Annotated in this window: 16 protein-coding genes and 2 riboswitches; of the genes, 5 read left to right on the plus strand and 11 right to left on the minus strand. The window is 61.9% G+C overall.

Annotated features, from left to right (window positions below; genetic code table 11):
* Window positions 1-73 precede the first annotated feature (73 nt).
* The 7 genes from def to ACQ4WZ_RS11105 all read right to left on the minus strand — a co-directional run bounded on the left by def (window position 74) and on the right by ACQ4WZ_RS11105 (window position 10,141).
* Window positions 74-610, minus strand: a complete 537-nt coding sequence (gene def, locus ACQ4WZ_RS11075; RefSeq protein WP_101480893.1) for a peptide deformylase — start codon at window positions 608-610, stop codon at window positions 74-76.
* Window positions 607-1,500 (minus strand): UTP--glucose-1-phosphate uridylyltransferase GalU, encoded by an 894-nt coding sequence (gene galU / locus ACQ4WZ_RS11080; protein WP_101480892.1) that lies wholly within the window; start codon window positions 1,498-1,500, stop codon window positions 607-609. Before galU ends, def begins: the two co-directional genes overlap by 4 nt.
* 24 nt (window positions 1,501-1,524) lie before the next feature.
* The gene (ligA, locus tag ACQ4WZ_RS11085; protein WP_436573412.1) at window positions 1,525-3,876 is read right to left on the minus strand and encodes an NAD-dependent DNA ligase LigA; all 2,352 of its coding nucleotides are present in this window, start codon (window positions 3,874-3,876) and stop codon (window positions 1,525-1,527) included.
* Between the two features lie 14 nt (window positions 3,877-3,890).
* Entirely contained in the window at window positions 3,891-5,057 is a 1,167-nt protein-coding gene (locus ACQ4WZ_RS11090; RefSeq protein ID WP_436573413.1) for a cell division protein ZipA C-terminal FtsZ-binding domain-containing protein, read from the minus strand.
* A complete protein-coding gene (gene smc, locus ACQ4WZ_RS11095) occupies window positions 5,054-8,581 on the minus strand; it encodes a chromosome segregation protein SMC (protein WP_133992075.1) in 3,528 nt (1,175 codons plus the stop codon). The genes ACQ4WZ_RS11090 and smc overlap by 4 nt, the downstream gene beginning before the upstream one ends.
* 181 nt (window positions 8,582-8,762) lie before the next feature.
* Window positions 8,763-9,362, minus strand: a complete 600-nt coding sequence (locus ACQ4WZ_RS11100; RefSeq protein WP_133993556.1) for a phosphatase PAP2 family protein — start codon at window positions 9,360-9,362, stop codon at window positions 8,763-8,765.
* A gap of 182 nt (window positions 9,363-9,544) precedes the next feature.
* Window positions 9,545-10,141: an ATP-dependent Clp protease proteolytic subunit gene (locus ACQ4WZ_RS11105; RefSeq protein ID WP_243858132.1), complete on the minus strand. Its 597-nt coding sequence runs from the start codon at window positions 10,139-10,141 to the stop codon at window positions 9,545-9,547.
* A gap of 169 nt (window positions 10,142-10,310) precedes the next feature.
* Window positions 10,311-10,397, plus strand: a riboswitch (glycine riboswitch).
* Between the two features lie 27 nt (window positions 10,398-10,424).
* Window positions 10,425-10,530: riboswitch (glycine riboswitch) on the plus strand.
* A gap of 74 nt (window positions 10,531-10,604) precedes the next feature.
* Between ACQ4WZ_RS11105 and gcvT the strand changes: the two genes are divergently transcribed.
* The 3 genes from gcvT to gcvP all read left to right on the plus strand — a co-directional run bounded on the left by gcvT (window position 10,605) and on the right by gcvP (window position 15,189).
* Window positions 10,605-11,726 (plus strand): glycine cleavage system aminomethyltransferase GcvT, encoded by a 1,122-nt coding sequence (gcvT, locus tag ACQ4WZ_RS11110; RefSeq protein ID WP_436573414.1) that lies wholly within the window; start codon window positions 10,605-10,607, stop codon window positions 11,724-11,726.
* Between the two features lie 80 nt (window positions 11,727-11,806).
* Window positions 11,807-12,187: a glycine cleavage system protein GcvH gene (gene gcvH / locus ACQ4WZ_RS11115; protein ID WP_101480885.1), complete on the plus strand. Its 381-nt coding sequence runs from the start codon at window positions 11,807-11,809 to the stop codon at window positions 12,185-12,187.
* A gap of 101 nt (window positions 12,188-12,288) precedes the next feature.
* Window positions 12,289-15,189: an aminomethyl-transferring glycine dehydrogenase gene (gene gcvP / locus ACQ4WZ_RS11120; RefSeq protein ID WP_436573415.1), complete on the plus strand. Its 2,901-nt coding sequence runs from the start codon at window positions 12,289-12,291 to the stop codon at window positions 15,187-15,189.
* 179 nt (window positions 15,190-15,368) lie between these two features.
* On the opposite strand, the gene ACQ4WZ_RS11125 is transcribed toward gcvP, so the two are convergent.
* A complete protein-coding gene (locus ACQ4WZ_RS11125) occupies window positions 15,369-15,527 on the minus strand; it encodes a hypothetical protein (RefSeq protein WP_436573416.1) in 159 nt (52 codons plus the stop codon).
* Window positions 15,528-15,674: 147 nt separating this feature from the next.
* Here ACQ4WZ_RS11125 and ACQ4WZ_RS11130 point away from each other — a divergent pair, with 147 nt between their 5' ends.
* Both ACQ4WZ_RS11130 and ACQ4WZ_RS11135 read left to right on the plus strand, forming a co-directional pair.
* A complete protein-coding gene (locus ACQ4WZ_RS11130; RefSeq protein WP_436573417.1) occupies window positions 15,675-16,892 on the plus strand; it encodes a Bcr/CflA family efflux MFS transporter in 1,218 nt (405 codons plus the stop codon).
* Between the two features lie 22 nt (window positions 16,893-16,914).
* The gene (locus ACQ4WZ_RS11135; protein ID WP_436573418.1) at window positions 16,915-17,526 is read left to right on the plus strand and encodes a TetR/AcrR family transcriptional regulator; all 612 of its coding nucleotides are present in this window, start codon (window positions 16,915-16,917) and stop codon (window positions 17,524-17,526) included.
* A 209-nt stretch (window positions 17,527-17,735) separates the two neighbouring features.
* On the opposite strand, the gene ACQ4WZ_RS11140 is transcribed toward ACQ4WZ_RS11135, so the two are convergent.
* The 3 genes from ACQ4WZ_RS11140 to ACQ4WZ_RS11150 are packed head-to-tail and all read right to left on the minus strand — an operon-like array spanning window position 17,736 to window position 22,131.
* Window positions 17,736-20,177, minus strand: a complete 2,442-nt coding sequence (locus ACQ4WZ_RS11140) for an ABC transporter permease (protein ID WP_436573419.1) — start codon at window positions 20,175-20,177, stop codon at window positions 17,736-17,738.
* Between the two features lie 13 nt (window positions 20,178-20,190).
* The gene (locus ACQ4WZ_RS11145) at window positions 20,191-20,901 is read right to left on the minus strand and encodes an ABC transporter ATP-binding protein (protein ID WP_243858134.1); all 711 of its coding nucleotides are present in this window, start codon (window positions 20,899-20,901) and stop codon (window positions 20,191-20,193) included.
* 27 nt (window positions 20,902-20,928) lie between these two features.
* Window positions 20,929-22,131 (minus strand): efflux RND transporter periplasmic adaptor subunit, encoded by a 1,203-nt coding sequence (locus ACQ4WZ_RS11150; RefSeq protein ID WP_436573420.1) that lies wholly within the window; start codon window positions 22,129-22,131, stop codon window positions 20,929-20,931.
* Between the last annotated feature and the right edge of the window lie 203 nt (window positions 22,132-22,334).

Consider the following 22,334-nt stretch of genomic DNA (forward strand, 5'->3'; position numbering starts at 1 on the left):
ATACTTACTCGGCACTGCGACTGACAACGTTCGGGGCCTGACCCGGCGGGTCAGCCCCCAGCTTAAGCGCCAATCAATCGTCGTCGTTCGGGTCCAGGTCGGGGAACATCACTTCCGTATAACCGAATTGCGTAAAATCAACGATACGCATCGGATACAAAATACCGTGCAAGTGATCCACTTCATGCTGCACCACGCGGGCATGGAAGCCGTCGCAGTCGCGGCTGATGGGCTGGCCAAACTGGTCCACGCCTTCATAGTGCAGTTCGCTCCAGCGCGGCACGCTGCCGCGCATACCCGGCACGGACAGGCAGCCTTCAAAGCCCTCTTCCTTGCGCTCCGACAAAGGCGTCAGCACAGGGTTGATCAACACGGTTTCCGGCACTTGCGGCGCATCGGGATAGCGCAGATTCTGCTTGAAGCCGTAAATCACCAGTTGCAGGTTGATGCCGATCTGCGGCGCCGCCAGGCCCGCGCCATTGGCGGCATGCATGGTGTCGAACATGTCGGCGATCAAGGCGTGTAATTCGGGCGTATCGAAGTCACGCACGGGCTCGGCCATGCGCAGCAAGCGTGGATCGCCCATCTTCAGAATCTCGCGTACCGTCATTTTTCGCCCAGTGTTGTTTGCAGTTCTTGCAAGTAGGCGCGGAAGGCAGCACCCGTTTCCGGATGCTTCATGCCCATCGCCGTCGTGGCCTTCAGATAACCAAGTTTGGAGCCGCAATCATAACGCTGCCCCTGGTAGCGGTAAGCCAGCACGCGCTCTTCGCGCATCAGGGCGGCGATGCCGTCCGTCAACTGGATTTCGCCGCCGGCGCCCGTGCCGATATTTTCCAGGTGGTTAAAGATACGGCTGGTCAGCACATAACGGCCCACCACGGCCAGGGTCGATGGCGCCTCTTCCGGCGCAGGCTTTTCCACAATCGCCGAGACCAGTTCCAGGTCGGGCTGATAATTCTTTGCCGATACGATACCGTATTGCTTGGTTTCCGCGCGCGGCACATCCTGCACCGCCAGCAGCGAGCAGTTTTCATACTGGAAGACATCGGTCATCTGCGCCAGCACGGGGCGCACGCCCTCTTCCACATCCATGAAATCGTCGGCCAGCAAGACAGCAAACGGTTCGTCGCCGATCACGGGACGGGCGCACAGCACGGCATGCCCCAGGCCCAGCGGCGCCGACTGGCGTATGTAAATGCAATTGACGTGCTTGGGAATGACATTTTGCACCATCTCGAGCAACTGGCGCTTGCCGGCCGCTTCCAGCTCCGACTCCAGCTCATAGGCAGTATCGAAATGGTCTTCAATGGCGCGCTTGTTGCGACCCGTGATGAAGATCATTTCCGTGATGCCGGCCGCCACCGCTTCTTCCACCGCGTACTGGATCAACGGCTTGTCGACGATGGGCAGCATTTCCTTCGGTTGTGCCTTGGTCGCAGGCAAGAAACGGCTGCCCAGGCCGGCGACGGGAAAGACTGCTTTTCTGATTTTTTTCATGGGTCTTCTATAATATTTTAATGATTAGTCTTGCGCGAGCAAGGCTAGCAAACCAGCTTCGTCGAGTATGGCCACGCCCAGTTCCTGCGCCTTGGCCAGCTTGCTGCCAGCGTCCGAACCGGTCACGACGTAAGCGGTTTTCTTTGACACGGAACCGCTGACTTTGCCACCGGCAGCCTCGATCAGCTCCGCAGCCTCGTCGCGGCTCATAGTGGGCAAGGTGCCCGTCAGGACGAAAGTCTTGCCGTCCAGCTTGCCACCAGCCGCTGGCATTTCAGGTAATTGTGACAGTAATTCATTTCGCAAGGCGTCCAGTTGAGCTAGCAGCCTGACATTGCTGTCATTGGCCAGCCATTGCGCCAGCGATTCAGCCACGGCGGCGGGCAAGCCCGCGTGGAAGCTCGCGCCCTGCGCCGCCAGACTGGCCAGGGTCACGCCCCGCTCCACCAGTTGCTTGCTGCGCGGTTCCGTCAGCTTTGGGATACCGATAGCGGCCAGCAGCGTGGTTTGCTCCAGTTGCGTGCGCAGCTTCGCACTGGGCGCGTGTTCACCCTGCGGCGTGACGCCAGCATCCAGCAATGCCTGCAGCGCCTGCTGGTTCTTTTCTTCGGCAAAGAAATCGGCAATCGACTCGGCCACCGTGCCGCCGATATCGGGCAGCACGCGCAGCAAGGCCGCCGGCGCCTGCCGCACATACGCCAGACTCCCCAGCCACTCGGCCAGGGTCTTGGCCGTCGACTCACCCACATGGCGGATGCCTAGCGCGAACAGGAAACGCTCGAGCGGCGGGCGCTTGCTCGCGTCTATGCCAGCCAGCAAGTTTTCCGCCCATTTGGTGGGAATCTTGCCTTGTTGCACTGTTTCTGGCGTCGAACCATCGCGCTCGTCGGCGCGCAGCTTCATTTCCAGCAGTTTGTCCAGGGTCAGGCTGTACAGGTCGGCCAGGCCATGCACGTATTCCAGTTCGACCAGGGTATCGATATAACGTTCGCCCAGGCCTTCGATATCCATCATGCGGCGGCCCGCGAAATGGCGGAATGCTTCCTTGCGCTGGGCCGAACAGAACAGGCCGCCCGAGCAGCGGGCGATCGCTTCGCCCACTTCGCGCACCACGTGGGAATCGCAAACAGGGCAGCGTTCCAGCATCTTGAAAGGCGGCGGCGCCGGTTCGGGGCGCTTGTCCAGCACCACGGACAGCACTTCAGGGATCACATCGCCGGCACGGCGCACGACAACGGTATCGCCCACGCGCACATCCTTGCGCAGCACTTCATCTTCATTATGCAAGGTGGCATTGGTCACCGTCACGCCGCCCACGGACACGGGCGCCAGGCGCGCCACGGGCGTCATGGCGCCCGTGCGGCCCACCTGGATATCGATACCCAGCACCACGGTCAAGGCTTCTTCGGCGGGGAACTTGTGCGCCAGCGCAAAACGAGGTGCGCGCGACACAAAGCCCAGCTCCTGCTGGTCTTGCGTCGCGTTCACCTTGTAGACCACGCCGTCGATTTCATAGGGCAAGGCGGGACGGCGCGCGCCGATATCGGCGTAGTATGCCAGCAAGCCCTTTGCGCCCTGCACCACACGGCGTTCCTTGGACACGGGAATGCCCAGGGTTGCGTACCAGTCCAGCAAGGCCGAATGCGACACCGGCATGGCGGCGCCACCGAGGGCGCCGATGCCGTAGGCATAAAAACGCAGCTTGCGCTGTGCAGTGATGCGCGAATCGAGCTGGCGCAGGCTGCCGGCTGCCGCATTGCGGGGATTGGCGAACTCCTTGTGTCCCGCCACACGCTGGCGTTCGTTCAGGCGGGCGAAATCGGCCTTGAACATCATCACTTCGCCGCGCACATCGAGCACGGAGGGAATCATGTCGCCCTGCAAGCGCAGCGGAATGCCAGCGATGGTGCGGATATTGGCCGTCACGTCCTCGCCCGTGGCGCCATCGCCGCGCGTGGCCGCCTGCACGAACAAACCGTTTTCATAGCGCAGGTTGATGGCCAGGCCATCGAATTTCACTTCGGCGGCATACTCGACTTCTGCACCATCAAGGTCCAGGCCTTCGCGCACGCGACGGTCGAAATTGACAATATCGTCATCGGTGAAACCATTGTTCAGCGACAACATCGGCACCGTATGCGTGACTTGCTCGAATTGCGGCAGGGGCGCCGCACCCACGCGCAAGGTGGGCGAATCGGGCGTGCGCAAGTCAGGATGGGCCGCTTCCAGCGCCTGCAGTTCGACGAACAGCTTGTCGTACTCGGCGTCGGGAATGGTGGGGTTGTCGAGCACGTGGTAGGCGTGCAGATGCCGGTTAAGTTCGGCAGTGAGTGCCAGGACGCGCCGGGCGGCGTCCTGGTTAGTCGGATCAGTCATTGTTGCGGGATTCTTCAGCTAAATAAACGCAGGGCGCGGGTGGAACCGGCCGGAATGTCGGCCGCGTCCATTTCCTGGTAAAACTCTTGCACCTGGCCGGCGATCTCGGCCAGGGCCGCATCGGACAAGGCCTGGTTGTAATCGTCGACGATGGTCGCGTCGAGGCGGCCCACCAGCGCTTTGGCGCAGGCAACCATGGAGCCGAAGCCGTCGCGCGCGGGCGCCACGCAAGGCACGTCCAGCAGCAGGGTCAGGCGGGGCGTGGTTTCCTCGGCCAGCGTGACATTCGTCGACAGCGAGAACAGATAGCTGCCGTCGCCATCAGGCATGACGAAACGGCCGTCCGGACGCACATCAAAGCCTTGCTTTTCCAAGGCGAAGAGCAAGGTGGAAATGGCCCATGGCGCGCCGTTCGTGTGCAGGTTGACGCCCAGCTGGGCATCGTGACCGGCAACAAAGCGGTACAGATTGCGCGCTTCGGCCATCACTTCCATCATGTCGGGCACTTCCGGTTCGGCGCCGATTTCGTCCGCCACACCGCGTAGCCGCGTAACCAGTTCCGAGTATTCCAGTTCATTCAAGGCCGTGCTGCGGCTGGCCAGCTGCACGCCACCCTGCATCTTGGTATAGACACCGCCATGCGTGATCGGTTCCCAGTCGCCATTCACGTGCAAGCCAATGAAGTGCACGGGCTTGTTGCCCACCAGGCGCAAGGTTTGCAGGACCGGCAGGATCTTGTCGCCCCGCACGGGCGCTTCCAGCGACAGGGGCAGCAGGCAATCGATCAGCGGGTCAACCAGGCTGGTCGCCTGTTCGCTGGCGGCGCTCACCTCTTGCACGGGCTCGGCAGCAGGTGCCTGGACCGGCTCGGCTGGGCTATCCCCCAGCGACGGTTCCGCATGCACAGGGGCGTCGGACACGGGTGCCGCCGGCGGCGCGCCGAACGACGGTTCGGCCTTGGCGGCAGGCGCGGCATCAAAGCGCGGTTCCTGGCGCAAGACAGGTTCCGGGACATCCGTCACGGGGGCGTCGCCCTCGCGCATCAGCACATCGTCGTGGTCGGTGGAAAAGGCCCGTTCCACGCTTTTCTTGGCCTTGTACTCCTGCCATTTGTTGTATGAGAAAACACCGACGATAAAGACGCCGCCGGCGCCGAACAAGGTAATTTGTAAGTCTGTCATGCTGCTTGTGCCTCGGTAGCAAAATTTGCGGCGGACTCCATGTCCACCGCCACGATGCGCGATACGCCCTGCTCCTGCATCGTCACACCGATCAATTGATGGGCCATTTCCATCGCAATCTTGTTATGCGAAATGAAAAGGAATTGGGTCTGGTCGGACATGCGCTTGACCATGCGGCAGAAGCGTTCCGTGTTCGAATCGTCCAGCGGTGCATCGACTTCGTCGAGCAGGCAGAACGGCGCCGGATTCAGGCGGAACATGGAAAACACCAATGCGGTCGCGGTCAGCGCCTTCTCTCCACCGGACAACAGGTGGATGGTGGCATTTTTCTTGCCGGGAGGCTGCGCCATGACTTGTACACCGGAATCGAGAATCTCGTCGCCCGTCATGGTCAGTTTCGCCTGGCCGCCGCCAAACAGAATCGGGAATAGCTCGGAAAAGTGATGGTTGACCTTGTCGAACGTGTCTTGCAACAGGTCGCGCGTCTCTTTGTCGATCTTGTGGATCGCGTCTTCCAAGGTGTTGATCGCTTCCGTCAGGTCGGCATTCTGGGCGTCGAGGAAGTTCTTGCGCTCGGAGGCCTGTGCCAGTTCATCCAGCGCGGCCAGGTTGACGGCGCCCAGGGACGTGATCGCATTCGTCAACCGCGTGACTTCGCCCTGCAGATACGATGGACGCATGTCCGGATGCAACTTTTCCGTCAAGGCCGCTTCATCGGCGCCCGATTCGAGCAATTGCTGGGCGAACTGCTCCTGGTTCAGGCGCGCGGCCTGTTCCTTGAGCTGCATTTCCATGATCTTGTCGCGCTGCGGCTGCAAGCTGCGCTCCGACTGCGTGCGCGCATCTTCGGACAGGCGCAGTTGCTGCGTGATCTGGTCCAGTTCGTGGCGCGCGTCCGCCAGCGCCCGCTCCTGCGTGGTGCGGCGCTCAAGCAAGTCCTGCAAGCCGTCGGCGGCCGCGCCGCTTTCCAGGTTGGCCAGCTCCAGTTCGCCCGCCTGCAGGCTGGCCGTCACTTGCTGCGCCTGCGTGCTGGCCGTGGCGATGTTGCGGCGCAATTCCTCGATCTTCGCGCGGTGGGCTTTTTCCGCGTATTCCGTATCCTTGGCGGCCCGCTCCAGGTCGCGCAAGGCTTCGCGCGCCTCGGCCAGACGCTGTTCCTTTTGCAAGAAGTCCGTATGGCCGTCTTCGTGCGCTTCCTGCAAGTTGCCCAGCTCCATGTCCAGCTGTTCGAATTTTTCTTCCGATTCCAGCTTGGTCTGCATCTGTTCCGCTTCCTGCGCGGCGATTTCGGCCAGGTCCGCGCCGATCTGCGTGCTGCGCTGGTTGAAGCGCGCTTCCACTTCCGACAGTTTCACCACGTCCAGTTGCAACGTATGCACGGACGAGGTCAGTTGCTGTATGCGCAGGCGCAAGTCGGACAGGTTGCGCGTCAGGGTAGCGACGGCCGCGTCGGCCCGCACGGAACGGGCGCGCGCCTCTTCGGCCAGCAATTGCTGTGCGCGCAACTGCTTGCCGATATTCTCGATTTCCTGCTGGCGGCCCAGCATGCCTTCCTGCTCCGAATCGGCCGCATAGAAACGCACGCTGGACGCTGTGACCACATGGCCGGCGCGCGTGACGAAATAGCCGCCTGGCGGTAACTTGCCCCGCTCGGCCAGCGCCTCGGCCGCGTCTTCCACGGCGTAGGCGTTGTACAGCCAATCCTGCAGCAAGCCGCGCAAGCCAGGATCGTTGAGTTTGAGCAAGTTCAGGAACGGTTTCAGGCCCGCCACTTCTGGCAGGGGCAGCGGCGCCACGGTGGACGGCGCATACAGGGCCAGCTTGGCTGGCGGCGCGTCGGCAAAGAAAGCCTTGGCCCAGTCGATATTCGACAGTTGCAGGGCCGACGTGCGCTCGCGCAGGATCGATTCCATGGCCGCTTCCCAGCCCGCTTCGATCTGCAGCTTTTGCCACAGGCGCGGCAAGGTGTCGAGTTCGTGCTTTTTCAGCCACGGCTGAACCTTGCCCTGCGTCTGTACTCGTTCCTGCAATTGTTTCAAAGCGGAAAGACGCGCTTCCAGCTGCGCGTTGGCAGCCGTCTCGGCATTGACCTGCGCCTGCGCCTCCATCCGCTCCTGCTCCAGCTTCGGCTGCTGCTCCAGCGCTTCTTCCAGGTAAAAACCCTGTTCTTCCAGCGTTTGCTGTTTTTCTTCCAGCTGCAGTTTCAGGTTTTCCAGATGGCTGCTGTCTGGCAGGCTCAGGCTGTTCTTTTCCTGCTGCAAGCGCTCGCGGCGCGTCAACAGGCTGGCCAGGATGTTGGAGGCATTGCGCTGGTGCGCCGATTCCAGTTCCAGTTGCTGCTGGGCCTGCATGATCCGCGCGCGCGATTCCGTGCTCTTGTTTTGCGCGGCGCGCCAGGCGGCGTCCAGCTCGGGCAATTGCTCGCCCTTCTGCTCGGCCATCATTTGCGATTGTTCCACCTTGGCGGCAAGTTCCTCGAGGTGGAATTCTGCCTCTTCGATCTGTTCCTGGTACTCGCTGCCTTGGCTGTTCCACTGGTCGCGCTGGGCTGTCAGGGTGGCCAGCTGGGCCTGCAGGCGGGCGCGCGATTCGATGACGAACTTGATCTGCGCTTCCAGGCTGCCGATTTCCGCATTCGTCTGGTACAGATGACCCTGCGCCGTATGCAAACGGTCGCCCACGGCGAAGTGCGCCTGGCGCATCTGCTCCAGGGTCAGTTCCACGTTGCGCAGCTTGGCCGTCTGTTCTTCCAGGTCCGTCTGCGCCTGTTCCACTTCACGGAAATAGCGCGTCTGCTCGTTCTGCGCCTCGTTCTTGCGTAGCAGCCACAACAACTTCTGCTTTTCTTCCTGGTCCGCCTGCAAGGCGTGGAAACGCGTGGCCACGGCCGCCTGCGCTTCCAGCTTTTCCAGATTGGCATTGAGTTCGCGCAAGATGTCTTCCACGCGCAGCAAATTCTCGCGCGTATCCTGCAGACGGTTTTCCGTCTCGCGGCGGCGTTCCTTGTATTTCGACACGCCGGCCGCTTCTTCCAGGAAGACGCGCAATTCTTCGGGGCGCGATTCGATGATGCGCGAAATCATGCCCTGGCCGATGATGGCGTAGGCACGCGGGCCGAGGCCCGTGCCGAGGAAAATATCCTGGATGTCGCGCCGGCGCACGGGCTGGCCATTGATGTAATAGGTGGACGTGCCGTCGCGCGTCAGGGTGCGCTTGACGGCGATCTCGGCGTACTGGCCCCACTGGCCGGACGCCTTGCCATCGTTATTGTCGAACACGAGTTCCACGGAAGCGCGCCCGGCAGGCTTGCGATGAGTGGAGCCGTTGAAAATGACGTCCTGCATCGACTCGCCGCGCAATTCAGACGCTTTCGATTCGCCCAGCACCCAGCGCACGGCGTCGATGATATTCGACTTGCCGCAGCCATTAGGCCCGACCACGCCCACGAGCTGGCCTGGCACCTGGAAATTGGTGGGATCGACGAAAGACTTAAATCCCGACAACTTGATGGAAGAGAGACGCACGTGTTTTAGAGTTCCTGGCCTATGCTGGCGGTTGAGATCGGCGAACCCGGTTCATATTCAGTTCAGATGCACCATTGCGACGGCAGCCTGGCTGCTCACCGCTGAAAAGTGGTTCATCATACCATTTCCTGATGCTTTTCTGGCCAAAAAACAGCAGCGCCAGGCAGCAGCGTGCCCCTTGTCACGGGGCTGGGCGGCCATCCTGCGCCAGCTTCCAGTCTTCGCGGGAAAAAACACGCTCATGGCCGGACAGCAACATGGCCAGTTTTTGCAGCCACTGCTCGGTCGGCATGGGCTCGGCCTTGAAGCTCAGCGCCACCATCAGCACCATGCTGGCCAGCGCCAGCGCATGACTGACGGCGAAATTGACGACGCCGCGGGCATTCCACATGAAGCCCAGCGCCAGCGCCAGGCCCAGCACGCAGCCGCTGACGGCTTCCGACACGCTGTGCGCCTGCACGACCACGCGGGAAATGGCGACCAGCACGGCAAACGCCACGCCGATCAAGACGCCGGCATTGCGCCAGCGCGGTTCAGCCCGCTGCAGCAGCACATACATCAGCACGGGAAACACGGCGCCGGCGCGCATGGCGTGGCCGCTGAAACCGGTAAAATCGAGCGCGCTGCTGCCCACGCCCCAGCTCATGAAGGCCAGTTTTGACAGCACCACGAGGGCCAGTCCGCCGCCGTACCACAAGCTCCAGCTGAGCACCAGGCGCCATTGGCGCGACACGAGCAGCCACAGGGCGATCGCCACACCAGCCGGCCCCATCACGGACATGTCAGCCGCAAAAGAAATCCCATTCCACCAAGTCATCGTGCTTGCACTTATTTCATGAACAACTCGCACTATGCCATGACTCGGCCCTGTTCCGCGCGGCTTTTGCTGTGCTGCAGCGAAGAATTACATTCGATTACAAAATTTCCACGCCCAACCATCCGCCTGACAGCGCCGGGCGCGCCTCAGATATTCGTCAGGCGTTTGCCCTTGGGCGGCGCAAAATCGCGGATCGATTCGATCATGCCCACTTCCAGCGCCTGGTCGGCCGTCAGGTGCAGGTCGGAATACGCATGCACCTGCCACTGCTCGTCCGTCAGCTTGACGTGGGCGCGCAGGATGCGCTCCGTACGCATGTCATCAGCGCGCAAGCCCTCGACGATGATGCTCAGCGCATCGGGCCGGGAACCGGGCGAGGCGGTTGCATGCGACTTGTGCACCATGAAACGGGCCGTGTCGCTGGCATGGCGGTGCCGCCCCGCCAGAAACAGGGTGACGGCGATGGACGCCACGGCGCCTGCGTTATAGGTAATGATGTCGAGCGGCAACTGACTGATGAAGTTGTACAAACAGATGCCATCACTGACATAGCCGCCGTTCGATTGAATCAGGATGTGCGCGGTAGTGAGCTTGTCTTCCGTGATGTCGGACACGGCGTTGAAGACGCGCCGCACCATGTCACTGTTGACGTCGCCCGAGAGGGTGAAGTAACCGTGCTGCTCGGTGTTGTTTTGTATCTCGTGTTGTATCTCGTATTGTATCCCGCTCTGTGTCGTGTTCATGGCAGCCACCCACAAGAAAGCCCGAACTTCATCATAGCCCATTCGCGCGGGGCCGGGCGCCCTTTTGCACTGGGTCAGCCCCCTCAACAGCCCCGCAAATCGGGGCTTTTACGGCAATTTGGCAACGCCTTTACAGATTGACAGAATACCCCTGCTGGCATATATTCCTCACACTTGATCGGGAGAGGGCAACCCAGCGTTGCCGCCGAAGGGGCACTACCCAAAAACTCTCAGGCAAAAGGACCGATCAGGCGGACTGAAGTTGTTGCTTTTGCGACACCTTTAGCTCAACTCTGGAGAGCGGCCGCGGCTATTGCCGGCGGCCCACCGAAGGGGCGCACGGGGCAAGCCCCCGTAATCTCTCAGGTACAAAGGACAGGGGGGTCAGTGATCACGCCGGAAAGCCGTGTTTGGCTCTGTGTGTTCTGTTAACTTCCCCCTTTACCTTCGTCCCGAGGAATCCATGACGCTCAAAGCGACCCCACTCAACAACGCCCACCGTGCCCTCGGCGCCCGCATGGTCGATTTCGGCGGCTGGGACATGCCCGTCAACTACGGCTCGCAAATCGAAGAACACAATGCCGTGCGTAGCGACGCCGGCATGTTCGACGTGTCCCATATGTGCGTGGTCGATATCGAAGGCCCGAACGTGCGCGCCTTTTTGCACGGCTTACTGGCCAACAACGTCGACAAGCTGCAAGTATCGGGCAAGGCGCTGTATTCGTGCATGTTGAATGCCGAAGGTACCGTCATCGATGACCTGATCGTCTACTTCTTCAGCGAAAACTGGTTCCGCCTGGTCGTCAATGCGGGCACGGCGGAAAAAGACGTGGCCTGGATGCAGCAGCAAAATACCAACACCAACAGCGGCCTGACGATTACCGAACGCCGCGACGGCAATGACGCCATGGCCCTGGTGGCCGTGCAAGGGCCGAACGCACGCGCCAAGGTGTGGCAAGTGCTGCCGGAGACGCAAGCCGCGTCCGAAGCCATCAAGCCCTTCAATGTCGTCATCGTCAAGGACACCGCGTTCGGCGAAGTCATGCTGGCGCGCACCGGCTACACGGGCGAAGACGGTTTTGAAATCGGCGTGGCCGCGACCCAGGTGGAAGCGTTGTGGAACGCCCTGATCGCCGCCGGCGTTAAGCCGGCCGGCCTGGGTGCGCGCGACACCCTGCGCCTGGAAGCGGGCATGAACCTGTACGGCCAGGACATGGATGAAACCGTCAACCCGCTTGACGCGGGCCTGGCGTGGACCATCGACCTGGTCAGCGAGCGTGACTTCATCGGCAAGGCCGCCCTGCTGGCAAAAGGCCAGAACGCGCAATTCGTCGGTCTGATCCTGCGTGAAAAAGGCGGCGTGCTGCGCGCCCACCAAAAAGTCATCATCGCCGGCAACGAAGCCACAGGCGAAATCACCAGCGGCACCTTCAGCCCGACCATGCAGGAAGCGATTGCCCTGGCGCGCGTACCGAATGGCGTGAACGTGGGCGACACCGTGCACGTGGAAATCCGCGGCAAACAACTGGCCGCCTCCGTCGTCAAGCTTCCTTTCGTGCGTAACGGTAAAATCCTGGCTGCGTAAGCGATTAGCGATAGAGAGCCACCGCCCGCAAGACCGAACAATCATAATCAATAACGAACACTTACCATCTGGAGCCACACATGAACATTCCTGCAGACCTGAAGTACACAGCCTCCCACGAATGGGTACGCCTTGAAGGCGACGGCACTATCACCGTCGGCATCACCGAGTACGCGCAGGACGCCCTGGGCGACATCGTCTTCGTCGAACTGCCAACCGTGGGCAATACCTATGGCGCCGGCGACGACGCCGCCGTGGTGGAATCGGTCAAGGCCGCGAGCGACATCTACGCGCCTATCGCCGGCGAAGTCGTGGCCGTCAACGACGACGTGGTCAATGCGCCTGAATCGATCAACACCGACGCCTACGCCAACTGGCTGTTCAAGATCAAGCCAGCCGACGTGTCGGCCCTGGACGGTTTGCTCGACGCTGCCGCCTATGGCGCCACCACCAGCGCGTAATCGCGTTTGACTCACGGGCCGCGCTTGCGGCCCGTTTGCTTTTTTCCAGCAGCGCCCGCGCGCCGCCTCCCGGTTTTTCAGTCTTTTTTGGCCTCTATATCATGACCCGCACCAGCCTGACCCAACTCGAAGCACGCGATGCCTTCATCGCCCGCCACATCGGCCCTTCCTCCACCGAACAGCAAGCCATGCTGGCGACCCTCGGCTATCCATCGCGCGCCGCGCTGATCGATGCCCTGGTACCGGCCAACATCCGCAACAAAGGCGCCCTGCCATTGGGCGCGTATTCGCAGCCGATGCCGGAACAGGAAGCTTTGTCGCGCCTGAAAGCCATCGCCGGCAAGAACCAGGTGCTCAAGTCGCTGATTGGCCAAGGCTATTACAACACGTTCACCCCTGGTGTGGTTTTACGCAACATCTTTGAAAATCCTGCCTGGTACACGGCCTACACGCCCTACCAGCCCGAGATTTCGCAAGGCCGCCTGGAAGCGATCCTGAACTTCCAGCAAGTGATCACCGACCTGACCGGCATGGGCATCTCGAATGCCTCGATGCTGGACGAAGGCACGGCCGCCGCCGAAGCGATGACGTTGATCCAGCGCGTGGGCAAGTCGAAATCGAACGTGCTGTATGTCGCCAATGACGTGCTGCCGCAAACGCTGGAAGTGGTGCAGACGCGCGCCCAGCCGATCGGCATCGAGGTGCGCACCTTCGACCCGGCGGAAATCGAGTCGCTGGACGCCTGCTTCGGCGTGCTGCTGCAATATCCTGGCGTGAACGGTGTCGTGCGCGACTACCGCGCCGGCGTGGAAAAACTGCACGCGCATGGCGCCATGGTCATCGTCGCAGCCGACCTGCTGGCCCTGACCATGCTCACGCCTCCAGGCGAATGGGGCGCCGACGTCGTCGTCGGCAACAGCCAGCGCTTTGGCGTGCCGCTCGGTTTCGGCGGCCCGCACGCTGGCTTCCTGTCCACGCGCGATGAATTCAAGCGCAATATGTCGGGCCGCCTGGTCGGCGTGACTGTCGATGCGCAAGGCAACAAGGCGTATCGCCTGGCCCTGCAAACGCGCGAACAGCATATCCGCCGCGAAAAAGCGACGTCCAACATCTGCACGGCGCAAGTGCTGCTGGCCGTGATGGCCTCGATGTACGCCGTCTACCACGGCCCTGCCGGCCTGCTGCAGATCGCCCAGCGCGTGCACCGTTACACGGGCGTGCTGGCCGCCAACCTGAAGACCCTGGGCTATGGCGTCGTCAATGCAAGCTACTTCGACACCCTGACCATCAACGTCGCCGATGCGGCGCAACTGCACGCGACGGCCATTCACCACGGCGTCAACCTGCGCAAGATCGACAATACCCACGTGGGCGTGTCGCTCGATGAAACCACCACGCGCGACGATATCGCGCTGCTGTGGAAAGTGTTCGCGCACGGCCTGGTCAACGCGCCTGCCGCGCCGGACCTGGACAGCGTGGAAGCGAATGTGACCAGCGCGCTGCCGGCCAACCTGGCGCGCGAGAGCGCCTACCTGACCCACCCCGTCTTCAACAGCTACCATTCGGAACACGAAATGCTGCGCTACCTGCGCAGCCTGGCCGACAAGGACCTGGCGCTGGACCGCACCATGATCCCGCTCGGCTCATGCACCATGAAGCTGAACGCGACGAGCGAAATGATTCCCGTGACCTGGCCGGAATTCTCGAACATCCACCCGTTCGCGCCCGATGCGCAAACCGTGGGCTACCGCGAAATGATTGCGCAGCTGGAAGAAATGCTGTGCGCGCTGACTGGCTATGCGGCCGTCTCGCTGCAGCCGAACGCCGGCTCGCAGGGCGAATATGCGGGCCTGCTGGTGATCAAGGCCTACCATGAGTCGCGCGGCGAAGGCCACCGCAACATCTGTTTGATTCCATCGTCGGCGCACGGCACCAATCCTGCCTCGGCCAACATGGTCGGTATGCAGGTGGTCGTCACCAGCTGCGACGCCAACGGCAACGTGGACCTGGCCGACCTGAAAGCGAAAGCGGAAAAGCACAGCGCCAACCTGGCTTGCGTGATGGTCACCTACCCATCCACCCACGGCGTGTTTGAAGAAGGCATCCAGGAACTGTGCGAGATTATCCACTCGCACGGCGGCCAGGTCTACATCGACGGCGCCAACATGAACGCGCTGGTCGGCGTGGCCGCTCCCGGCTCGTTTGGCGGCGACGTGTCCCACCTGAACCTGCACAAGACCTTCTGCATCCCGCACGGCGGCGGCGGACCAGGCGTCGGCCCGATCGGCGTGGGCGCCCACCTGGCGAAATTCCTGCCGAACCAGCGTTCGTCGGGCTACCAGCGCGATGCCGCCGGTATCGGCGCTGTCAGCGCCGCGCCATTCGGCTCGGCCAGCATCCTGCCGATTTCGTGGATGTACATCGCCATGATGGGCGCGGAAGGCTTGACGGCAGCGACCGAGACGGCGATTCTGGCGGCGAACTACATCGCGCGCCGCCTGGCGCCGCACTACCCTGTGCTGTACTCGGGCCACGACGGCCTGGTCGCGCACGAATGCATCCTGGACCTGCGCCCGATCACGGACGCCACCGGCATCAGCAACGAAGACGTGGCCAAGCGCCTGATGGACTTCGGTTTCCATGCGCCGACCATGAGCTTCCCCGTGCCGGGCACGCTGATGATCGAACCGACGGAAAGCGAATCGAAAGTGGAAATCGACCGCTTCATCGACGCCATGATCGCCATCCGCGCGGAAATCGCCAAGGTCGCCAGCGGTGAATTCGACCACGACGACAACCCCTTGAAGAACGCGCCGCACACGGCGCAGGTGTTGATGTCGGACAACTGGGAACGCAAGTACAGCCGTGAAATCGCGGCTTACCCAGTCGCGTCCCTGCGCCAGCGCAAATACTGGCCACCAGTCGGCCGCGCCGACAATGTGTACGGCGACCGCAACCTGTTCTGCGGCTGCGCACCTATCAGCTCGTACGAAGAAGAGTAAACGCCACGCGCCCGCTTCCGCGGGCGTGCCAGCGACAGGAAGGCAGGCCAGACGGCCTGCCTTTTTTCATGCCCGCAAGGGTACGTAGGTCGGATTAGGCCCGGAGGGCCGTAATCCGACAACATGGTTGGCGTGTGTGGTGAGGTCGGATTACGCTCCGCTAATCCGACCTACGCGACCTACAACGCCAGCAAGACCGCGCCCGGCAGCCCCAGCACGGTGCCCAGTATCGTCAGCAACATGACATCGCGCCGCTCGCAGCGGCTGCGGTGCGAACTCCAGGCGGCAAACAGCAACGCGACGGCCACCCCGCTGAGCGAAATTCCCACTTCCGTCATGCCAGTTCTCCCGTCATTGTTTCTTTCTTCATCGCTCTCATCCCTTTCACATTATTCAACAACCTACCTACCGGTAGGCAGTAAGTGTACAATAAAAAACACGGCGGCGTCCATGCTCCGATTTTTTGATGACACGAAGGAATCGCAATGCAGCAGCAAACCACTCTTCCCGCCGCCAGTCTTGGGCTGGCGGCTTCCCTGGCCCTGGTGGCCGTGCTCGGTCCGGCAGGCATCGACATGTACCTGGCCTCGATGCCTGCGATGGCGCGGGAACTGCACACCTCGTATGCAAATGTGCAGCTGAGCCTGACCGTTTTCCTGCTGGCCCTGGGCGGCGGACAATTGCTGTGTGGGCCGCTGACGGACATGCTGGGCCGGCGCTATCCGCTGCTGGCCGGCATCGCCGTCTACATCATGGCGGCCGTATGGGCGTCGCAGGCGGACCAGCTGTCCACCCTGCTGCTGGCGCGTTTGCTGCAGGGCCTGGGCGCGGCGCTGACCTTGGTCGTGGTGATGAGCATGGTGCGCGACGTGGCAGATGGGGTCAAAGCGGCGCAGCTGTTTGCCCTGTTGATGACCATCGTGGGCCTGGCGCCCGTGCTGGCGCCCGCCGTGGGCGGCTTGCTCGATGCCCAATACGGCTGGCGCGCCGTGATGCTGGCCTTGGCCGCGCTGGGCGCCTTGACCCTGCTCAATAGCGCACTGTTCTTGCCGGAAACTTTACCCATCGCCAAGCGGGTCTCGCCGCGCGGCCTGCACCGCACCTATGCGCGCATCGCGCTGGACCGCGCCTTCCTGCTACCCGCGCTGGCCCTGTCCGCCACTTTCTTTTTCCTGTTTGCCTATATCGGCGGGGCGTCTCTGGTGTACCAGCGCGATTTCGGCCTGTCCGCCGGCAGCTTCGGCCTGGTGTTCGGCGCCACGGGCGTGGCCGTTCTACTGGGCGCCATGGCCAGCGGCCGCCTGGTGGAACAGCACGGTGTGGCGCGCCTCTGCGTGGCGGGTAGCGCCGCCATGCTGGGCGGCGCCGTGCTGGCCCTGCTGGGTGCGTGGGCGGGCTTCGGCATTGTCGCCGTCGTGCCCGGCATGTTCGTGGCGCTGTTTGGCCTGGGCATCGCGGAAGCGGCACTGATGGCCATGGCCATGGGCTCACAACAGCGCGCGCTCGGTTCCACGGCGGCATTGCTGGGCGCCATCCAGATGACCTTGTCCTCGCTGGCCACGCCGCTGGCGGCCAGCCTGTCCGAATGGGGGCCGCTGCCCTGGCTGCTGTTCTTGACGGTGGCCGGCCTGCTGGTATCATGGCTGACCCTGGCCACTGCGCGCGTCCATCCGGCCCATGCCAGCAGCCTGGGAGCGCACTGACGCCTCACTCACTCTCACCCCAATGATGAAAAAGCGCTCGGCTTCGGCCGATAACATCTGTGCCGTCGCCGTCGTGCACTTTTCGGAACATGGCTACGATGCCTCGTCTCTCAGCGACATCGCCGCGCAAGCCGGCATGCGCAAGGCGTCGCTCTACTCCCATTTCGCCGGCAAGGACGCCCTGTTTCTGGACGTGTTTGCCGACGCGCTGGCCGAAGAGCAAGCCTTCATGGACGCCTGTTTCGCCGACGAGGCGGCGCTGGAGGCTGCCGACGGGCAACTGGCCGGCTCGCTGTACTGCGACCGCATGGCGCAGCGCTATGCGGATTCGGCCCATTTGCGCTTTTTGCTGCGCACGGCGTATTTACCGCCCGCTCCCCTGCGCATCGAAGTCGGTACGGGCTACGAAGCCTTGCTGGCGCAATTGCAGCAGTATTACGTGAAGAGCCTGGGCCGCATGGCGCCCGCCCTGGCGCCCCAGCGCCTCGACCTGTATTCGCAAGCCTACCTGGGCATCGTCGACAGCCTGCACGTGGAACTGATCTACGCGGGCGGCGCCGCCCTACAGCAGCGCCACGCGGCCTTGTGGCATATCCTCTCCGATTCGCTGGCGATGGCGGCGCCATCGTCCTGAAGCGTTATAGCTTGCAGGCACACTGTGTACCGACGAACAGGTCTGACACAGGCTGCCATCGACTCTTCGACAGCACCGGTTTGCCACATTCAAATGTGGTACGGCTTGCTGCCAGATTTTTCACATGCGAAGTTCCGCTTGCCCCCCAAAGTAGCCTTTCAAAAGCTGCGTTTTGCTTACGTCGAGTGTTCGTAACGAACATTGATGCGTTACATTCGAAGGGCATTGGCGGGACGGACCTTCATCGCGATCCACGCTTGTCGACTGGCTGCCGCCAATGCAACAACGCTGGTCACGACGAACGCGAGCAGTAAGGTCAAGTAACCGACTGGTGCCGTTTCGACCCAAGTAGACAGATAACGTGCGATGACCACTGCTGCAACCGGCAATCCAATTAACGCGGCTACCAACAGCATAGTTCCGACGCCGCGCAAGACCAGGAGGCCGATAGCAGAGTCACTTGCACCATGCAGCTTGCGCAAGACGATTTCGCGAGCGCGGCGCTGCACTGTATCGGCCGACAGAACGTAGGTTCCACATGCTGCAAGGGTTAGGGCGATACCTGTTGCCAGTGCGAGTAGGCTGGCCATGCGCGCATCGTCAGCATAATTGGCGGCAAGGACGCTCGACGCTGGCTGGATGGACGCAATGGCCGAGGGAAAATAACTTGGCCATATGGACCTGATGACATTAACCACCTTGGCGGGGTCGCCATCCGTGCGCACGCTCAAGGCACTACCGCCTGTGCTCAATTGGAACGCCATCGGCGTCGGTGCTTCGCGCAAGGACTGGAACCGCAGTGGTGGCGCGATCCCGATGACACGACCTGGGACCGGCTTGTTATCAAAACTTGTCGTGATGACGATTTGACCAAGTGCTGCTCGTGCGTCGGCAAAGCCGAGCTGGCGTGCTGCAAGTGCATTTAGAACCAGCGGCACGGAGTCGTCGTCATGGTCCAGGGTTCGATCGAACAAGCGCCCGGCTTCTGGCTTGATGGCGTAAAGCATAAAAAAATTGCGGCTAACTTGCTTGATTTCCATCGTGGCACTGGTGCCATCCGGACGTTTCAGGTCGCGGCGCCACGTGTCGTTATGACGGCCGATCGCGTCATCCGACACAGCTACGTCTTGTACCCCGGGCGCAGCCGCCAAAGCCGTCATCAGGCCGCGCGCTGGCGCGCTGTATTTGACCTGTTCAGGCATATCTACGATAAGTATGGAGGCCGGGTCGAATCCAGGCGAAGCGCGCATGGCGTAACTTGTCTGCCAGGCGATGGCTAAGGTCACACTGGCAAATCCAATCGCTGCCGTTAGCTGCGCCACGGTCATACTGCGCCGCAGGCGTGCAGTCGCACGCGATTCAGTTGCCGTGCGCCCGGCCAATGATTTTGCCGAAGGGACAGACCAAGCGATCCACGCCGGCCAGGCCGCCGTCAACAGCCCGAGCCCGACGACAAGGATACCGACCCAACCCAGGTCGCCAATTGTGAGCGCGTCGTTGAGTTGGCGGCCGACCAGGGTCGAAAACAGCGGCAGTGCCAGCCATGCCAGGAGTAGGCCGACAGCAGCCGCCAAGAACGTGATCAGCCATGCCTCCGCCAGCAATTCGAGCGCAATGCTCCAAGCTGAGGCGCCGAGCACTTTGCGCATGGCCAGTTCACGCTGGCGCCGCACTACCCGCACGGTCGCCAGGTTCACGAAATTGATCGAAGCCAGAACAAGAATGAGCACGGCGACAGCGGCAAGGCCGGCAACGACCACCGGATCGCCCCGCTGGCCCGCGCTGGCGATGAAATTACCCTTGATGCCCGTATCGAAATAGGCTGCGTCGAGCCGCGCTAGCGCAATGTCCATTACTGGGCGCCGGCCCAGGCGCGCCTTGATATCGGGGGTCTGCTGATGTAATGCTGGTGCACCGTCGACTGCGTCCTGCAGCTGTCGGACAAGCATCGGCACAGACGCGCTGGTGTGCACACGCACCAGGAGCTTGCCTGGCCAGCCTTTGAGGCCGGTTCGCATTTCATCGCGGACATCGGCCGCTAGCGTTGAATCGGTGCCTAGTAATGCTTCAAATGGCATGGTGGTATTCGCTGCCGGCGTACGCAGAACCGCGCCAACCCGTAACAATTTACCTTCCGCAAACAGACTGCGGCCCAGCGCCTGCTTGGTGCCAAACAAGCGCATTGCAGTTAATTCGGTGACCGCGATCTGATCCGGCGCTTCCAATGTGGTGGCAAGATCGCCCTGCACTGCCCTCAGGCCCAACATCTCGACAAACCCAGGCAAGACAGTCAGGCTTTTCAGGGCATGCAGCTTGCCGTCGACGTTGACCGTCAAGCCTGCTGTCTCGGGACGTGATGGCAAGTAGCCGGTGGCCGCAGCCACACCGGGCGCTGCCGCTGCAACAGAGCGCAGCAGCAGCGGCGCCTGGTCGTACCAGGGGCCCGTGGGATCGACATTGTCGCGTTGCTTCACGACGTAGACATGTTCCACATCGGGCACTTCGGCATTATATTGCCAGCAGTAACGCACTAAGCCGAGAATCAGTATGGCTGAGGCAATGCCGATAGCTAGGGTGACTATGACAATGGCAGCGTAGGCGGGTTCCCGCCGCAGTGCGCGTGCGCTGTGGCGCATCGTGGTCAATAACATGTTCGCTCTCCGGTCAGGCGGGCTGCAGGGCGTCGATCAGGATACGGCCGTCCAGCAGCCGTACCGTACGCGAAGCTTGCGCGGCGTGCGTCGGCGAGTGCGTCACCATGACGATGGTCGTGCCATCTGCATTGATCTGACGCAGAATGCGCATCACCTCGTCGCCGTGTGCTGTATCAAGATTGCCCGTCGGCTCATCAGCAAGCAGCAGCGCTGGACTGGCCACGAGCGCGCGCGCGATGGCTACACGCTGTTGCTGTCCGCCGGAAAGTTGCGACGGACGGTGACCGGCGCGGTGCGCCACGCCTAGTTGATCAAGCATCGCGGCGACGCGAACCTTTCGTTGCGTTGCAGGCACATCCAGGTAGTCAAGTGCCAATGCCACATTTTCGGCAACCGTCAATTCTTCGATTAGATTGAAATTCTGAAAAATGAAGCCGATACGTCCGCGCCGTAATCGGTTGAGCTGTGCCTCGCTCCAGCCCGCCACATTGCGACCGTCGAACCAGCATTCGCCACCGTCGGGCGTGTCCAGCAGTCCCAGCATAGCCAAGAGTGTTGACTTGCCACAGCCGGACGGCCCGGTGATCGCCACATATTCACCCGCGGCGATGGTGAGGTCAATCCGGTCAAGCGCCGTTGTCTGCACCTCGCCGCCACGATACGTTTTCGTTATGTTGACGAGCCTGAACATGCTTTCCTGTTGTGTGCGATTCAATTGCATGATGTTGTCATTTCCGTGAGAGACCTGTTAGTGGGTAAGCTGAAGATGCAGCGCCGTTCCATACGGCGTGTATGACGACACGATGACGCGCTCGCCGGCGACCAAGCCGTCGAGTACTTCGATCTGCGTGCTGTTGCGCCGGCCAAAACGCACGGCCCGGTGCTCCGCTTGTACGCCGTCAGCGCGCACGACGAATACCCAGCCGCCGCCGGTGTCATTGCTGAACGCATCATTTGGAAGAAGCAAGCTAGTCCGCGCAGCACCCAGCGTGATCAGGACGTCGACGCTCTGGCCTGGGCTGAGGGTAGCCGGCTGGCCATCAACGAACGTCAACTCAACCGTGAATTTGCCGTCGCTCACTTGCGGATATATGCGGCTGACAATCACGTGCTTGGTCTGGCCATCGATCACGGCTGTCGCCGGTCGGCCGGTGGCAAGGCGACGTAAATAGTATTCGTCGAGCTGGGCCGCCAAACAAAATTGCGCGATGTCGTCGATGCGTCCAAGGCGCTGTCCTGATCGGACTGTTTCCCCTACCTGCAATTTGAAATCTGCAAGGCGGCCGGCAACGGGCGCGCGCACGGCCAGTGCATCGACGCCGGCATTGACCAACTTCAGGCCATCTTCCAGCCTGGATACCGCCTGGGCAATCTGTCCGATAGCGTCGCGCCGGGCTGCCTCTTCGCTTTTCCCAGCAGCGTCTTCGCTGGCTAGCGCGTGGCGCTGCCGCGTCAGCTGGTCGGCTACTTCTTCCAGTGCAGAACCCGACACGAAACCCTGCTTGGCCAGTGCCGCGCTCCTCGCGAATTGCTTCTCAGCCTGAACGACTGCAAACGCGAGGTCGGCGCTGCGCCGCGCACTTTCCGCCCGGCTGGATTCACCCGCGAGGCGCAGGTTCAACAGGTTTGAAATCTGCTGCGCATGCTCAGCTTCGCGTGCAAGCACCTCAAGCCGGCGCTGTGGATTCGACAGCCGGAACAGTAATTCGCCTTGGCGTACCAGCGCGCCATCGCGCACCATCACCTCTTCGGCCCGACCATTTTCCACCACATCCAGCACGACCGAGTGCAGCGGCTGGGCCGTTGCACGCGCGGCCACGTCGTCGCGCAAGATGCCGCGCTCGACGACAGCGATGCGCACGCTGGCAGCGGGTACCTGTAGTCCGCTGGGCCAGAGCCACCACGCCAGTGCAGCAAGTCCAATTAAGATGAGCAAAATCGCTATTGCCATGCCCCAACGCCGGCCGCGCTGTCGCAGGACCGGTTGGTCCATAGCCGCACCCGTAGGGCGTGATGTATTTACGCTGTGGTCTTTTGTCATGATTTCTACTGTTGCAACATCCGTGCCACGCGGTTTCGGACGAATCGACCGGTATTTTTTTTCACTTGCCCGCTCATTCGTCCGCAAACGCACATGCAAACTGTCCACTTCCG

The sequence above is a fragment of the Janthinobacterium darwini genome, assembly GCF_051380905.1.
Classification (GTDB): Bacteria; Pseudomonadota; Gammaproteobacteria; order Burkholderiales; family Burkholderiaceae_D; genus Janthinobacterium.